16 protein-coding genes and 1 riboswitch are annotated in these 15,058 nt (G+C 46.8%); of the genes, 14 read left to right on the plus strand and 2 right to left on the minus strand.

Annotation, left to right across the window (positions count from 1 at the left end; all coding sequences use genetic code 11):
- Positions 1–97 precede the first annotated feature (97 nt).
- The 3 genes from ACTHPG_RS04080 (at position 98) to ACTHPG_RS04090 (ending at position 1,618) form a co-directional block, all read left to right on the plus strand.
- Positions 98–319, plus strand: a complete 222-nt coding sequence (locus tag ACTHPG_RS04080) for an aspartyl-phosphate phosphatase Spo0E family protein (RefSeq protein WP_440390124.1) — start codon at positions 98–100, stop codon at positions 317–319.
- A gap of 167 nt (positions 320–486) precedes the next feature.
- Positions 487–1,038: a hypothetical protein gene (locus tag ACTHPG_RS04085; protein WP_440387871.1), complete on the plus strand. Its 552-nt coding sequence runs from the start codon at positions 487–489 to the stop codon at positions 1,036–1,038.
- Between the two features lie 37 nt (positions 1,039–1,075).
- The gene (locus tag ACTHPG_RS04090) at positions 1,076–1,618 is read left to right on the plus strand and encodes a bifunctional adenosylcobinamide kinase/adenosylcobinamide-phosphate guanylyltransferase (protein ID WP_440387872.1); all 543 of its coding nucleotides are present in this window, start codon (positions 1,076–1,078) and stop codon (positions 1,616–1,618) included.
- Between the two features lie 85 nt (positions 1,619–1,703).
- Here the strand turns inward: ACTHPG_RS04090 and ACTHPG_RS04095 are convergent, their stop codons facing one another.
- Positions 1,704–2,315 carry a DedA family protein gene (locus ACTHPG_RS04095; RefSeq protein ID WP_440387873.1) on the minus strand — a complete coding sequence of 204 codons (612 nt, stop codon included), beginning with the start codon at positions 2,313–2,315 and terminating at the stop codon, positions 1,704–1,706.
- A gap of 146 nt (positions 2,316–2,461) precedes the next feature.
- Here ACTHPG_RS04095 and ACTHPG_RS04100 point away from each other — a divergent pair, with 146 nt between their 5' ends.
- The 8 genes from ACTHPG_RS04100 to ACTHPG_RS04135 all read left to right on the plus strand — a co-directional run bounded on the left by ACTHPG_RS04100 (position 2,462) and on the right by ACTHPG_RS04135 (position 9,835).
- Positions 2,462–3,037, plus strand: a complete 576-nt coding sequence (locus ACTHPG_RS04100) for a cob(I)yrinic acid a,c-diamide adenosyltransferase (protein ID WP_440387874.1) — start codon at positions 2,462–2,464, stop codon at positions 3,035–3,037.
- Complete coding sequence (locus ACTHPG_RS04105; protein ID WP_440387875.1) at positions 3,034–4,017, plus strand: RluA family pseudouridine synthase; 984 nt, start codon at positions 3,034–3,036, stop codon at positions 4,015–4,017. Before ACTHPG_RS04100 ends, ACTHPG_RS04105 begins: the two co-directional genes overlap by 4 nt.
- 459 nt (positions 4,018–4,476) lie before the next feature.
- Positions 4,477–4,842 (plus strand): arsenate reductase family protein, encoded by a 366-nt coding sequence (locus ACTHPG_RS04110; RefSeq protein ID WP_440387876.1) that lies wholly within the window; start codon positions 4,477–4,479, stop codon positions 4,840–4,842.
- 139 nt (positions 4,843–4,981) lie between these two features.
- Complete coding sequence (locus tag ACTHPG_RS04115) at positions 4,982–5,875, plus strand: 5'-3' exonuclease (RefSeq protein WP_017689620.1); 894 nt, start codon at positions 4,982–4,984, stop codon at positions 5,873–5,875.
- Positions 5,872–6,987, plus strand: a complete 1,116-nt coding sequence (locus tag ACTHPG_RS04120) for a phosphodiester glycosidase family protein (RefSeq protein ID WP_440387877.1) — start codon at positions 5,872–5,874, stop codon at positions 6,985–6,987. The genes ACTHPG_RS04115 and ACTHPG_RS04120 overlap by 4 nt, the downstream gene beginning before the upstream one ends.
- Before the next feature lie 30 nt (positions 6,988–7,017).
- Positions 7,018–7,704: an MOSC domain-containing protein gene (locus ACTHPG_RS04125; RefSeq protein WP_440387878.1), complete on the plus strand. Its 687-nt coding sequence runs from the start codon at positions 7,018–7,020 to the stop codon at positions 7,702–7,704.
- 74 nt (positions 7,705–7,778) lie between these two features.
- On the plus strand, positions 7,779–8,657 hold the full coding sequence (locus ACTHPG_RS04130; protein WP_440387879.1) for an ROK family protein: 879 nt from the start codon (positions 7,779–7,781) through the stop codon (positions 8,655–8,657).
- Positions 8,658–8,833: 176 nt separating this feature from the next.
- Complete coding sequence (locus ACTHPG_RS04135; RefSeq protein WP_440387880.1) at positions 8,834–9,835, plus strand: HRDC domain-containing protein; 1,002 nt, start codon at positions 8,834–8,836, stop codon at positions 9,833–9,835.
- A gap of 70 nt (positions 9,836–9,905) precedes the next feature.
- On the opposite strand, the gene corA is transcribed toward ACTHPG_RS04135, so the two are convergent.
- The gene (gene corA, locus ACTHPG_RS04140) at positions 9,906–10,841 is read right to left on the minus strand and encodes a magnesium/cobalt transporter CorA (protein ID WP_062833460.1); all 936 of its coding nucleotides are present in this window, start codon (positions 10,839–10,841) and stop codon (positions 9,906–9,908) included.
- A gap of 451 nt (positions 10,842–11,292) precedes the next feature.
- Positions 11,293–11,416, plus strand: a riboswitch (SAM riboswitch).
- A gap of 236 nt (positions 11,417–11,652) precedes the next feature.
- Here corA and metA point away from each other — a divergent pair.
- The 3 genes from metA to ACTHPG_RS04155 are packed head-to-tail and all read left to right on the plus strand — an operon-like array spanning position 11,653 to position 14,951.
- Positions 11,653–12,570 (plus strand): homoserine O-acetyltransferase MetA, encoded by a 918-nt coding sequence (gene metA / locus ACTHPG_RS04145; RefSeq protein ID WP_440387881.1) that lies wholly within the window; start codon positions 11,653–11,655, stop codon positions 12,568–12,570.
- A gap of 24 nt (positions 12,571–12,594) precedes the next feature.
- The gene (locus ACTHPG_RS04150) at positions 12,595–13,782 is read left to right on the plus strand and encodes a PLP-dependent transferase (RefSeq protein WP_440387882.1); all 1,188 of its coding nucleotides are present in this window, start codon (positions 12,595–12,597) and stop codon (positions 13,780–13,782) included.
- Positions 13,779–14,951 (plus strand): trans-sulfuration enzyme family protein, encoded by a 1,173-nt coding sequence (locus ACTHPG_RS04155; RefSeq protein ID WP_440387883.1) that lies wholly within the window; start codon positions 13,779–13,781, stop codon positions 14,949–14,951. Before ACTHPG_RS04150 ends, ACTHPG_RS04155 begins: the two co-directional genes overlap by 4 nt.
- Positions 14,952–15,058 lie beyond the last annotated feature (107 nt).

Here is a 15,058-nt window from a genome sequence, read left to right on the forward strand (position 1 = left end):
TGAAATAAGTTTTCATATATTTGGAAACCATTTTTCCAAGGAGGGGTTAGCTTTGTTTTGTGTTGAATATGATTTACCGACGAATCGTGGGCACGTTCTGGCAGAAGGCGATCATGGCGACCGATGGTCGGTGAAACCCGATAACGCATCTTTGCATGACATTTCCTTGGAAGATGAAATTCATATGCTTCGTCGCAAGATGGAACAGATCTTCCTCGAAGAGAAATCATTCACATCCGATATTGTAATTGAAATCAGCAGTTTGCTGGATCTAAAGATTAACGAATATATGAAGGCTAACCCGATTAAAGGAAGATAACGTTTTTGCTGGATTGAAACGTTTCATTAATCGAATTAGGAAGGGAGACCTGAGATGGTCTTCTTTTTTGTGTGTAGAGGCAAAGTAATTCCCCAATAAGCCAGCTTGTTTTTTTGCGTGGAACAATTGTGATATATTGGACATAGGAGACTAAAGGGGGAACTGGAATGAAGAGATTTTTGGGGCTTACTGCGATCATTTCTATCGTTTTTCTGCTTGCTGGATGTGGAGGTAAAGATGGTTTTTCCATTTTCATCATTGATAACCAAGGAAATCCATCTGTAATCTCAGAACAGTTGCAGATCAATCTGCAACAGAAACTGGGTGAGGAACCCAAGGTGGAAGTGATCACCAGTGCAATGTATGATGTCCAGAAAATCATGGTTGAGTACGCGGCTGGAGGACATGACATCTTCATTTTGCCTGAAAATGATATGAAACAATACGGTAGCAATGGCTCCAACATTCCGCTGGATGATACGTTTGATCCCAAGAAGTTTGAACGGGGTGTATTTGAGGGGGGTGTATTGGTCGAGAAAGGGGAAGGAGATGACGGTTCAGATCTCAAGCAAGAATCACATCTTTACGGCATACCACTCGAAGATATGAAAATGTTTAAAGATGTAGAATATGCCGCGAGCAATCTGTTCGCTACAATCCCGGTGTCCTCTTCCAATGTCGAAGAATCCAAGAAAGTGCTGAAGGCGCTGACAGAGTAAAGAAAATTCAGAATGGCTATGGAAGGAGGGAAGCGGATTGCTGATTACGGTCACAGGCGGCATAGGTAGTGGTAAAACGCGGTTTGCCCTCAAGTACGCTGCCGGGATTAGCCGGGAGGGTGTATATTTATCCACTGGTGATCATGATCCCGTTATTCCCGAATTGCCATCCGCTCATTATCGTGCCATTCATGCCGGAAATGGTCAGCATCTGACAGAGGTGATTACCCAGATTAATCGGGAATCCAATCTGTTTTTGGCGGATCAGCGAATTGTAATTGTAGACAGTCTGACCTCCTGGATGGCTGCCGGTTTCAGGGCAACAGAGGATCTGAATCATCAGCGTTCAGAGACACAGCTTTTGCTTGATGCGCTATTGTCTTATCAGGGCAAGTTGCTTGTGATTACCAATGAAATGCATGGCACATTACATCCTACCGAGGAAGAACGAATATTTACAGCGAGAATGGCTTCGGTTAATCGGATGTTGCAGATCCATGCTGAAAAGATGTACATGCTGGTATCTGGATTGGCTATCGATCTGAAGAGTCATGGCATGCGAGATGAAGATGAACGATAGCGAGATGAGATAAACGGGTGACATAAAGAAGCCTCCTTTACCACGAATTGGTGGAGAGGAGGCTTTATTTATTAATCTACCTTTTTTATTTTTGCTTTTTGCTACGTTTGATCCACCAGATGATACATCCGATAACAATGATGGCGAGAATGACATACACTACGATGGAATAGACGTCCATAAAGTGCAATATGCTATCCCATGACGCGCCAAGCGCAGCACCAACGCAGACAAGAATGACATTCCAGATCAATGTACCAATGGTTGTAAAAAGGAGGAATAAACCAAATTTCATATTGGACATGCCTGCGGGTATCGAGATCAGACTACGGACGAGGGGGACCATTCGGCAGAATAATACGGTCCACATGCCATATTTGTCAAACCATGCATCGACACGGTGAATATCTTCTTTTTTGATGCGCAGAACATGTCCCCAACGGTCCACAATTTTCTCAAGTCGTTCGACGTCAATGAGAAGTCCGATACCATACAGGATTACAGCACCAAGGACGGAGCCAATGGTTGCAGCGATAATAACACCTGGAATGGTGAGACTGGTATAGGTGGTCATGAACCCGCCAAACGGCAAGATGATTTCGGATGGAATCGGGGGAAATACGTTCTCAAGAGCAATGATGAGTGCAATGCCGATGTAGCCGTATTGTTCCATGAAATCGGTTATCCAGTTTTGCATAATCGTCTCCTTTACTTTTGGTTTGCTTCGATTTGTCGTATACTCGGCAGAGCACACCAATTCTTATATACGTGTAAAGTTATATACGGTTTCTGAAAAAAGGCATTTCTGTATTCATTATTATATTACCAATTGGAGGGATAACGATGGGCATATATACACGAACAGGTGACGAAGGACAGACTTCGGTCATCGGTGGACGCGTCATCAAGGATGATGACCGAGTGGAGGCTTATGGCACGATTGATGAGTTGAACTGTTTTGTTGGCCAGGCGATCAGTCTTATTGACTCTGCTCAAGGCGAATTCGAAGATCTGCGCGAACATCTGCTGGAAGTGCAGCAGGAACTGTTCGATTGCGGGTCGGATCTGGCCTTCGTGAAGATTAGTGAGGCGAAATATAAGGTGAGAGATGAAATGGTTACACGTCTGGAACAATGGATTGACCAGTATGATGCAGAGAATCCAAAAGTGGAACGGTTCATTATTCCAGGGGGCAGTCAGCTGTCTTCTGCTCTTCACGTGTGCCGTACGGTCTGTCGTCGCGCAGAGCGTCGCACGGTAACACTCGGACAACATACCGATATTAATCCGTCTGTACGACGGTATCTAAACCGACTGTCTGATTACTTCTTCGTGGTTGCACGGACGGCCAATGCGAGACAACAGGTGGCGGATATTGAATATGTGCGGAGCAAAAAAGTCTTCCGCCGCAAAGAATGAGCCAATACTATTCGCCGATTGTTTACACGGTGACCGAACAAGAAGATGGCTGGCTGCTGAAGACCGTGCTTCAGCGCCGGCTGCTGGTGTCGCGTAAGCTTTTGTCCAAAATCAAGCTGACGGAGCAAGGTGTCATGCTAAATGGAGAGCGAGTATACATTAGCGTCAAGGTAGCTGTGGGTGATGTTGTTGAAGTTCGTATGGAGCAGGAGGAATCGGATGATATTTTGCCTGAACCTATTCCCTTTACCGTTCTGTATGAAGACGAGCACTTGCTTATAGTAAACAAGGATGCGGGCATCATCGTTCATCCAACACATGGTCATTACACGGGGACTTTGGCGAATGGGGTTGTGCATTACTGGAAATCCAAGGGCGAGCGCTTCCGGTTCAGACCGATTCATCGACTTGATCAGGAAACGTCAGGTGTGCTGGCCATAGCCAAGAACCCTTATGTGCATCAGCATGTGTCCGAACAGATGATTGCAGGAACAGTGGATAAGAAATATATTGCACTTGTGCACGGCAGCCCTGTCCCGGAACAAGGATCAGTGGATGGGCCGATTGACCGCGATCCTGAGGAGCCACACCGACGAATCGTAACACCTGATGGTTACGCTGCAAGAACGTTGTACAGGACCTTAAGACGTTGGTCAGGGGGCAGTGCCAGTGCGATAAGCCTCAAGCTGGAAAGTGGCAGAACCCATCAAATAAGGGTACATATGACGTCCATCGGCTGTCCATTAATTGGTGATCGGATGTACAAGACACTACTTGAGCATGAGATCAATGAGCAGGCCATAGCTGTTCGGGAAGAACGGGATAGCTGGATCCAACGCCAGGCCTTACACGCTCGCGAATTGACGTTCGAACATCCGATTCTACGAGAACGCATAACGTTCCAGGCCCCTTTCCCAGCAGATATGGCCGCACTTGAGCAGCGTTTGAATGATGAGGCAGCACCCAGAGAAGAGCTGTAGTAAGCCTGCAAAGGGGTCTTTAGATTCCCTTAAATATGCCCTCTGTGTGTGTAGGTTTCATAGATTTATGTACGCTCCATCCTGCTGGGCCTGTTCTGCCTGAGGTTCAACGCAGTTTGCTTAAATCTTGTTTGTGAGGGGTGCTATAATGCACCCGAACAACATGCCGTAGGCTAATCAATATGATTTCATATTTTAATTTACTGATGTTTAGTAGTTTTATGATTAAATGTGTTAACATGTCCAAACTATAAAATGATTTTAAAGTGATTAAAGCAACGTAGTAAGGTCTTGATTCAAACAATATAGCGAATGTGTGTTTTGATCTCATTCGCAAAAATCAGTAAAATTACATGGCGATGGTATCGATTTGGAGCGACTTTTGGATTTGCGAAGCAAACCAAGGGAAGCGGGAAGTCGAAACCGGAGCCACACCGGAGCACAGGAGGAACACATACCATGAGCAACTTAAAAGTATATCAATATGCCAAATGCGGTACATGTCGCAAAGCTGTAAAATGGCTTGAAGCGCAAGGACATGAGCTGGAGCTAATCCCCATTTTCGACACACCGCCATCTGAATCTGAACTAACCGAACTGATCCAGAAGAGTGGGCTCGAGGTGAAGAAGTTCTTTAATACGAGCGGGGAAGTGTACAAAGAACAACAACTGAAGGACAAGCTGCCAGGCATGTCTGCTGATGAACAGGTTCGTTTGCTGGCTTCCAATGGTCGACTGATCAAACGTCCGATTGTTACGGACGGAGAAAAGGTGACAGTTGGATTCAAGGAAGAAACGTACGAGCAGGAATGGAATAACGCATAAACGTGCTGAATATCAGCCTTGAATTGTTCAAAATTCAGGGCTTTTTTGGCTGAACGATGGTTGGCGGAACTATGCTATAATGATAAAATTAGTTTCGATATTTTATATGCTAGATTTAGATAGGAGAGAACAAATTCAAGTGAATCAACGTAATGAACCTACTTTGTTGCTGGTAGACGGTATGGCGGTGTTGTTCCGTGCTTTTTATGCGACATCTGCAAGCGGATATATCAGACGTACAAAGGCAGGATTGCCTACCAACGCAGTCTACGGATTTATCCGTTATTTCTGGGATGCGGTTCAGACTTTTGGGCCAAGTCATGTCGTATGTTGTTGGGATATGGGCGGTAAGACGTTCCGCGGTGAAGAATATGCAGCCTACAAAGGCAACCGGGCCGAAGCTCCGGATGACCTGATTCCCCAGTTTGCCCTGATTCGTGAAGTCATGGATAGCCTGGGTATTCCGAATATAGGTGCACAAGGATTCGAAGCCGACGATTGCATCGGGACGCTTGCTAAGTATTATACCGAAGAGACCGATATGAATGTTATGGTACTGACGGGTGACCACGACATGTTGCAACTGATTAATGACCGCACGAGTATCATTATTATGAAAAAAGGTCATGGCAACTACATGGTGTATAACCCTGAAACGCTCATGGCAGAGAAACAACTGACACCTCGTCAAGTGATTGACATGAAGGGTCTGATGGGAGATGCCAGTGACAATTATCCCGGAGTACGGGGAATTGGTGAGAAAACAGCGTTGAAGCTTGTACAGGAGTACGGCTCCATTGAAGGGATTCTAAGCAACATGGATAAACTGACCCCTTCGGTGCGCAACAAGATTGAGAATGATCTGGACATGCTTCATCTGTCCCGCAAACTGGCAGAGATTCATTGTGCTGTTCCGGTTGCCTGTGCGCTGGATATCTGTGAATTGCGTCTTGATCCGGATATGGTGATGGACAAGTTTGAACAACTTGAGATGAAGAGCCTTGGCTCTTGGATGGGAGTGGCGATAGGGTGAGCAACAAGCAGAACGTACGAACAGGCAAAAAGTGGTGGACAGGGGCTATGGCCCTCGTCCTGGCCTTGCCCGTAATTCTTTCAGGAGCAGTAAGTGCGCCACAGACAGTGGATGCCAAAGCAGCAATTAGCACCAAAGTACAGAAAGTAAAAGCAGCAGGACGTAATTTTACCGTACAGACCGTTTCGATTCCGAAGGGAACACCGGTTACCGTGGGACTCGCGAAGAAGCAAGTTGGCCAGACGGCTACATTGCCATCCATTGTGAAAGCCTATGGTGCACAAGCAGCCATTAACGGAGCATTTTTCGAAGCATATAACGGAGCACCAGATCCATACGGTATGTTAATAGCAAACGGCAAGGTCATACATATTGGAAGATACGGAACATCCATCGGATTTAAGGAAGACGGCTCGGCGATTATGGATTCACTTCAGGTGAGTTTGACAGGTAAAGTAACGGATACAAAAGGCAAATCACGCAGTTGGTATGCGACTTTTATTAATCGAACACCTTCAGCCAATGCCAGCATTACAATGCTGTATACGCCTGAACGAGGTGCCACAGTCGGGTTTAAAGGCGGTACTGCCGTAGTCATGGAGAATGGCATCGTGACCAAAAAAGTACCCAACACCAATGTTGCGATTCCTAAGAATGGCTCGGTACTGGTCTTCACAGGCAATCAAAAGTCTTCTTCGGATCGTTTCACTGTTGGTTCAACCGTAGAAATGAATTACAAATACACGAACGCAGCAGGTAAAGAGATCCCTTGGCAAGATGTCGTGACTGCTGTGGGAGCAGGCCCGCGTCTGGTGAAAGACGGCAAGGTCGCTGTAAATCCGACGAGCGAAGGTTTCAAGGATGCCAAGATTCTTAATGCTTCCGGAGCCAGAAGTGGTATCGCGATCATGGCGGACGGTTCTGTCATGCTGGCTACCGTTTCCGGGGCAACAATCAAGGAGTGGGCAGCGGTAATGCAGAAGCTTGGTGCGAAGCAGGCCATGAATCTGGATGGTGGTGCATCCTCAGGTATGTATGCCGGAGGCAAAATGCTGACTTCTCCAGGTAGGCTTTTGAGTAATACACTTGTATTTGGAGGCTCTGTGCGTTAAAAGAAAGTGATTATGGGAGGTATGATGCAAATGACACTCACATCGGATCGAAAGCCAGGGGAGGGTAACACAGCTGTTCTGGCCCTTAATGTAGGACTGCCGCAACCGCTCCCTGGGCAGAAGCGTGAAGTGATGAGCGGCATTGTGAAACATCCTGTATCCGACGCGGTTTTCCTGTCATTCACTGGAATGACAGGGGATGCGCAGGCGGACCTGGTGCATCATGGTGGACCTGACAAGGCCGTTTGTGTATACGATTACAGTCGTTATCCGGCACTGGAACAGCTGATGGATCGCAAGCTGGACTGGGGAGCTTGTGGAGAAAATCTGACGGTTGAAGGCTGTGCCGAAGAAGACGTCAGGATTGGCGATGTCTACGAGTTGGGCGAAGCCACAGTGCAGGTCAGTCAGCCCAGACAACCTTGTTTCAAGCTGGGGGCGCGGTATGATTATAAGGAACTGCCTGTTTTTTTTCAGGAGACTGGACATACCGGCTTTTACTTTCGTGTATTGCAAGAAGGTGAGATAAGTCCTTCATCCATATTGCGACGGATCAGCACCGATCCAACATCAATGACGGTTCTTGAAGCCAATCGAATTATGCATCAGGGTAAAGAAGATGTCGATGGTATCCAGACGCTGCTGGCCATTCCTGCGCTGTCAGATAGCTGGAGGCAGACCTTAATGAAACGATTGTCCAAGCTGGAGAACAAGTAGCAGGGGAATTAGTGTCATCCAGTAAAGCACGAACGATTATTACTTTTTTAAACTAACTTGGGAGTGTGACTAACATGACGATCTTAGGCGCAATTGAAGCAGGCGGAACCAAATTTGTATGTGGTATTGGCACAGAAAATGGAGAGGTTCTGGAACGCGTAAGTTTTCCCACGACGACACCGGAAGAGACCATGGCGCAAGTGATTTCGTTTTTTGAAGGCAAGGGCATTGATGCTCTGGGCGTAGGTTCATTTGGGCCGATTGATCCGATTGAAGGAAGCCCAACGTATGGTTATATCACAACAACACCGAAACCACATTGGGGACAGTATAACGTGATTGGCAAGCTCAAGGAGCATTTTGATGTACCGATGACATTTGATACGGATGTGAATGGTGCGGCACTTGGAGAAGCAACGTGGGGCGCTGCACAAGGCCTTGAGAGCTGTCTGTATATCACTGTGGGTACAGGTATTGGTGCAGGGGCTGTAGTTGGGGGTAAAATGGTCCATGGATTGTCACATCCAGAGATGGGACATATCATTGTACGCAGACATCCGGAGGATACATATGAAGGTTTCTGTCCGTATCATGGCGACTGCCTCGAAGGCCTTGCAGCAGGCCCGGCCATTAACAAACGTTGGGAGCAACCGGCTTATGAACTGCCTGCAGATCATAAAGCATGGGAGATTGAAGCACATTATCTGGCACATGCCCTGATGAATTATGTTCTCATTCTCTCTCCGCAGAAAATCGTCATGGGTGGCGGAGTGATGAAGCAGGAGCACTTGTTCCCGATGGTTCGTAGCAAGTTGCAGGAGCTGCTTGCAGGATACGTTCAGCATCCGGCACTTCAATCCGAGATTGACGAGTATGTTGTTTCACCAGGACTTGGTGACAATGCGGGACTGTGTGGTTCGCTGGCGCTTGCCAAATTGGCGTTGAATAAGTAGATCAATAAAGGATTGACGAATTTTACCATTGTGGTATGATATGGGCAACAGCATAGCACGGTTGATGAGGAAGCACCTCTCTTGCATGGATTTTGCAGGAGAGGTGCTTTTTGTGCTGCCTATAGGTAGCTTAACTAACACGTATATGCTGAAAAGTTATAGGGAGGGAACGGAAAATGGAAGTCATTTTCATGAACAGATTGTCCAGAATGTCAGATCAGAATGCAGAGTATGCACAACTATGGATTGGGGAAGAGGAAGATAGTTGGCAGCTGGGATGGAGTCGCTACGAGGAAGGAGATCGTGAGGACAACATCTGGTATGAAGGGACTTCTTGGGAGGAACTGCTTCATATTTACCGTCATCAGCTTGCGATACAGATGAGTGAAGGGTACCGACCGCAGTTGCAGGGGTTATTTCATGAGAATGATGATCTGAAGTCACGCAGTTATGGTGGACAGCGGCTGCATTGTTACAGTGAGTTATACGGCAATGAACAGTTATATACGGATCTGTGCACATGGCGCAGGAAGAGAGCCGTGTCTGACCGGAAGGCACCGTATTTTATTGCAACGAATCGTCTGCTGCGTTTGATCAGTGCCTTTGTTCCTCAAACGATGGATGAACTGATACAACTGCCGGGTGTCGGGGAGAGCAAAGCAACCGACTATGGTGCGGAATGGATGGAGATTACCAATGGATTGGAGCGTTCAACGACATTCCCGCTGGAATGGGTCTACACGGCGCTGAAGGAAGAAGAGTATGAGAGCTGGTTATATAAGCAGAGAGAGCAGAAGTACAAACAGGAACTTGATAAGTTCACCACGCGCAAGCAGGTGCTTGAAGGCATGAAGGAAGGGTATACGTTAGAGGAGATTGTTCATCGATCCGGACTATCCCGACGAGAGTTGATTGAGTTGTTAGAGGCACTGGATCTCGAAGGGTATGACACCGATTGTCTTCTTGATGTGGAGCTGGCGGTGATGCCAGAGAACGAACAAGAAGCTGTATGGAGTGCGTATGAGGAGCTGGGAGATACGTTCCTGAAGCCAGTATTACATAAGGTGTATGGAGGAGAGAAGCCCGACGGAGGAAGTCTGGAGCAGGTCTATGAAAGACTGCGCATGATTCGAATTCGGTTTCGTAGGCATGCAGAGACAGAGCGGAACGTAGGTTAGTTGTAGGATATTAAAAAAGACGAGGCGGATCTCCAAGTGGAGCGCTTCGTCTTTGTTATTTCACAAGAGTTCATACCCAGTCTTTTTTGCGGAAAATGAAGAACATGCTCAGGCCCAGTGTAACCATCAGGCCAATCACAACAAAATAGCTGTATTTCCAGTTAAGCTCAGGCATATTCGTAAAGTTCATGCCGTATATACCGGTTATGACCGTCAGCGGCATGAAGACCGTTGTAATGGCGGTAAACACACGCATGATCTCATTCGCCCGGTTCGCAATACTGGATTGGTAGGCTTCTCGCAAGTTGCCCATCAGGTCCCGATACGTCTCAAAGGTCTCCGATATTTTTACAGCATTCTCATAGATGTCACTGAAATACTTTTGCAGTTGATCATCAATAAGACGCAGATCTTTTTTGTTCAGTGTATTAATGACCTCTTTCTGAGGTCCAAGCACTTTTTTCAACCATAGAATCTCACTGCGCAGCCCGATAATTTCATTCAGATGAGATTTTTTGGTATGCATCAGAATGTCTTCCTCAAGCTTCTCGATTCGAGCTTCAATCCGGTCACCTACGGTGAAATAATTATCAACGATCAAGTCAACCAGCAAATACAACAGCCGGTCCGGTGTGCTGATTTCCTGTTCCCACAGGATTGGTTTCAGTGTGCGCAATTCGCTGACCTTCTGCTTCGTAACACTAATGATAAAATGTCTGCCGAGAAACAGGTTGACTGCACGCAGAAATATCTCTTCATCATCGAAACGAATGCTGTTAATCACAATAAAATAATGGTTCTCATAAATTTCAATCTTCGGACGTTGTTCTTCGTCACTAAGACAGTCTTCCACAGCCAGATCATGCATCAAGAACAGCGGCTGAAGTACCGCCAAATCGTCTACGTCTGCATCAATCCAGTAAAATCCTTCCGCTGGTGGAGTCAGCGCCTGCTGAATGTCGTCCACCGGAATAAATACACCGTTGTTTACCAACCGGATTTTCATCGTTAATCTACTCCTTCTGCACCCGCCAAGTTGGCGGATATTATCATTATGGGCGCAAAAAGAACAAATCAGCCGGTCGGCAGCGGAGCCTGGAGATCAGGGCTGCGTTCAATATATGATCAAACGGAAGTCACGTCCCGCTGCCGGCATGCTGATGTCAATTCTCTATGCAGTTTGTCGGAATTCGGCTGCCAGTCAGGCCTCGGGTCGCCATCCATTTAATATGTCACCTCTCACATAAGGGTTTATAACACCTTGTTTAGTATACCGCTGGTACAAGGTGCTTTCAAGCGCAAAAATGTGTCTATTTCGCGCCCTGAGGCAGTGTATGACAACGGATGATGAACGGTTCCGATCTGGACAGCAGACATGGAACTGCAACTTGACGTGAGGGCATTAATGTAATAAAGTAGACGGTGAACCATATTAAATTACAATCTAATACAGCGAAATCTTATCAAGAGTAGGTGGAGGGACTGGCCCGATGAAACCCGGCAACCGGCGGTATACCGCACGGTGCTAATTCTTGCAGCGACCAAGTGTCAAGTGGCACTGTTGTAACTGAGAGATGAGAGAGGCGCATATCTATTTACATATGACCTTTCTCGAAATCCGAGGAAGGTCTTTGTCATATGCCCCGACTTCTCAGCAGTGATTTTCGCTAAGGAACTTGAGGTTGTATGTAACGTTGGATGGAAGAGCAATTCAATGTTTTTTACAAGCTCAAGGCAGTCTATAACTGTATTGATGTGAAGACATCAAACCAGCGTTAGCTGCATCTATCTATGCACAAGGAGGAGTTAGACTTACCATGCCAATCAAAATACCCGATACGCTACCCGCAAAAGAAGTACTTGAAGGAGAGAATATCTTCGTCATGGATGAAACTTCTGCCTATCAGCAGGATATTCGTCCGCTCCGTATCGCTATATTAAACCTGATGCCTACAAAGGAAACGACCGAAACACAATTGCTTCGTCTGGTCGGAAACACGCCCATCCAGGTGGATGTTGTTCTCGTACATCCCAAGTCTCACACATCGAAGAATACATCTCAGGAATATCTGGATTTGTTTTATAAAACCTTCGATGAGATTGAGCATCGCCGTTTCGATGGCATGATCATTACCGGTGCCCCTGTGGAACAGATGGATTTCGAAGACGTGAACTATTGGAATGAAATCCAGGAGATCTTCGAATGGACCAAAACCAATGTGACTTCGACCCTTCACATATGTTGGGCTTCCCAGGCAGGTTTATACCATCATTTTAACGTACCCAAAGTTGCACTTGATGAGAAATGTTTTGGCGTTTTCCCGCACACCATCAATAAACCACATGTTCCATTGTTGCGTGGATTCGATGAAGTATTCAACGTTCCACATTCCCGTCATACGGAAGTGAAACGAGAAGATATTGAAAAGAATGAGAATTTAGAGATTTTGGCTGAATCCGAGGAAGCGGGTATTTTCCTGGTTGCTACCAAAGACGGCAAACAAATTTTCGCCACAGGACATGCCGAGTATGACCCGTTCTCATTAAAGTGGGAGTATGATCGGGATGCAGCCAAAGGGTTGGATATCGCACTACCTAGACATTATTATCCGAACGACGACCCATCCCGTGTGCCACCAGCTACTTGGCGCGCTCATGCCAACTTATTATTCTCTAACTGGCTCAATTACTATGTGTATCAAGAGACACCTTACGATATTGGCCCGCAAATCTAATCGAGATTACAGGAGGATGCAGCAATGGAAGACAACAACAAGTTGAAAATCGAAAGCCGCTTAGCACAAATTGGGTCCATCAATGAACCGGTAACAGGCGCCATTAACTTTCCGATCTATCAATCCACTGCGTTTCGCCACCCGAAGCTTGGACAAAGCACGGGGTTTGATTACATTCGTACGACGAACCCAACCCGTAAAGTATTGGAAGAAGCAGCCGCGGCGCTGGAGTCCGGTGATGCAGGCTTTGCGTGTAGTTCGGGTATGGCCGCACTGCAAACGATCTTTGCCATGTTTGGTCAAGGGGATCATCTGATTGTATCGCTGGATCTGTACGGTGGAACCTATCGTCTGCTTGAACGCATCCTGTCTCGTTTCGGTGTAACGGCCAGTTATGTGGACACGAATGACCTTGCAGCACTGGAGAAGGTTCGTCAGCCGAATACCAAAGCTGTATTTATTGAGACACCAACCAATCCACTGATGATGATCACCGATGTGGAAGCCGTTGCTTCCTGGGCGAAAAGTTACAACCTGTTGACCATTGTTGACAACACGTTGTTGACTCCATTTTTCCAACGTCCGATTGAACTGGGTGCCGATATCATCATTCATAGCGCTACCAAATATCTGGGCGGACACAATGATGTGCTGGCTGGACTAATTATTACCAAGGGTGAGGCACTGTCTGCAGAGATGGCATTCCTGCATAATTCCATTGGAGCGGTTTTGTCTCCGAGTGACTCCTACCAGTTGATGAAAGGTATGAAAACGCTGGCTCTTCGTATGGAACGTCATGAGTACAACGCACTTACCATTGCCAAATGTTTGCTTGAGCATCCAGCGGTGGGTGAAGTCTATCATCCAGGTCTGTCGGATCATCCGGGGTATGAAGTTCAGAATAAACAATCCACGGGAAACACAGGTATCTTCTCTTTCAAAGTGAAGGATGCACGTTATGTGGAACCATTGCTGCGTCATATCAAACTGATCGCTTTTGCCGAAAGTCTCGGTGGAGTGGAATCACTGATGACCTACCCGGCAGTACAAACGCATGCGGATATTCCGCTTGAAATTCGTGATGCCGTAGGTGTGGATGATCGACTGCTCCGGTTCTCTGTAGGCATTGAACATGCGGATGATCTGATTGCGGATCTTGGCAATGCTCTGACAGCTGCACAGCAGGAAGTTGAAGGAGGCGTGCACTCATGAGTGAGTCCAACAACAAACCCAATGCCGAGTTGAAATTTGATACCAAGTTGCTTCATTTCGGTGATGAAATCGACAAAACAACGGGAGCTTCCAGTGTACCGATCTATCAAGCCTCAACCTTCCATCATTTTGATATCTTCAATCCGCCTCAACATGATTACAGTCGTTCGGGTAATCCGACACGTCAGGCTCTGGAAGATTACATCACACTGCTGGAGGGCGGAGCACGAGGGTTCGCCTATTCATCGGGAATGGCTGCAATATCCAGCGTGTTCATGATGTTCTCCGCAGGCGATCACATGATTGTAACGGAAGATGTATATGGAGGTACGTATCGGTTGCTTACTTCCATATTAAGCCGTATGCAGATTGAGACGACCTTTGTAGACATGACCAATATAGATGAAGTAAAAGCGGCACTCAAGCCGAACACCAAGGCAGTTTATATGGAAACACCGTCCAACCCAACTCTGCGTATTACGGATATCGCTGCCGTGACTGACTGGTCGAAGGAACATGACTTGATCACGATTCTGGATAACACCTTTATGACACCGTACTATCAGCGTCCGATTGAGCTTGGCGTGGATATTGTCGTACATAGTGCTACCAAGTTTCTCGGGGGTCACAGTGATGTGTTAGCGGGGCTTGCTGTTGCTCGCACGGAATCGCTGGGCGTACAATTGAAACAGTTGCAAAATGGACTCGGAACGGTACTCGGGGCACAAGAATCCTGGCTTCTGATGCGCGGGATGAAAACCTTGGGAGCACGTATGGCGCATAGTGAACGGAGCACAGCCAAACTTGCGGCATGGCTTAATGAGCGCAGTGATATTACCGCTGTCTTCTACCCTGGACTGGAGGATCATCCGGGCCGCGAGGCACATGAGCGTCAGTCAACGGGATATGGAGCTGTCGTTTCATTTGACGTCGGTTCAGGCGATCGCGCAAAAGCAGTTCTTAACCGGGTGAAACTACCTATTGTTGCTGTAAGCTTGGGAGCTGTGGAGAGTATTCTGTCCTACCCTGCAATGATGTCTCATGCGGCAATGCCGGCTGAGGTTCGCCATGACCGTGGCATTACAGACGGGTTGCTGCGTTTCTCGGTAGGTCTGGAAGATATTGAAGATCTGATTGTAGATTTGGAACAAGCGCTTCAGGAATCCTAGCAAAAGTGAAGTGCCCACATTCGCCTATCCGTATCATTTAAGTTCGAATAAATTCCATACCATATGTCAAAATTTTTACTTATTTTTAAAGCACCTACTCATAAGGT

This window comes from Paenibacillus sp. SAF-068 (assembly GCF_051967555.1).
Taxonomy (GTDB): domain Bacteria; phylum Bacillota; class Bacilli; order Paenibacillales; family Paenibacillaceae; genus Paenibacillus.

Bases quoted from the DNA above. Each gene is read 5' to 3' on its own strand.
- ACTHPG_RS04100 (WP_440387874.1), top strand. From the start codon at position 2,462: ATGGGCATATATACACGAACAGGTGACGAAGGACAGACTTCGGTCATC.
- ACTHPG_RS04085 (WP_440387871.1), top strand. From the start codon at position 487: ATGAAGAGATTTTTGGGGCTTACTGCGATCATTTCTATCGTTTTTCTG.
- ACTHPG_RS04110 (WP_440387876.1), top strand. From the start codon at position 4,477: ATGAGCAACTTAAAAGTATATCAATATGCCAAATGCGGTACATGTCGC.
- ACTHPG_RS04150 (WP_440387882.1), top strand. From the start codon at position 12,595: ATGGAAGACAACAACAAGTTGAAAATCGAAAGCCGCTTAGCACAAATT.
- ACTHPG_RS04155 (WP_440387883.1), top strand. From the start codon at position 13,779: ATGAGTGAGTCCAACAACAAACCCAATGCCGAGTTGAAATTTGATACC.
- ACTHPG_RS04130 (WP_440387879.1), top strand. From the start codon at position 7,779: ATGACGATCTTAGGCGCAATTGAAGCAGGCGGAACCAAATTTGTATGT.
- ACTHPG_RS04135 (WP_440387880.1), top strand. From the start codon at position 8,834: ATGGAAGTCATTTTCATGAACAGATTGTCCAGAATGTCAGATCAGAAT.
- ACTHPG_RS04105 (WP_440387875.1), top strand. From the start codon at position 3,034: ATGAGCCAATACTATTCGCCGATTGTTTACACGGTGACCGAACAAGAA.
- ACTHPG_RS04125 (WP_440387878.1), top strand. From the start codon at position 7,018: ATGACACTCACATCGGATCGAAAGCCAGGGGAGGGTAACACAGCTGTT.
- ACTHPG_RS04095 (WP_440387873.1), bottom strand. From the start codon at position 2,315: ATGCAAAACTGGATAACCGATTTCATGGAACAATACGGCTACATCGGC.
- corA (WP_062833460.1), bottom strand. From the start codon at position 10,841: ATGAAAATCCGGTTGGTAAACAACGGTGTATTTATTCCGGTGGACGAC.
- metA (WP_440387881.1), top strand. From the start codon at position 11,653: ATGCCAATCAAAATACCCGATACGCTACCCGCAAAAGAAGTACTTGAA.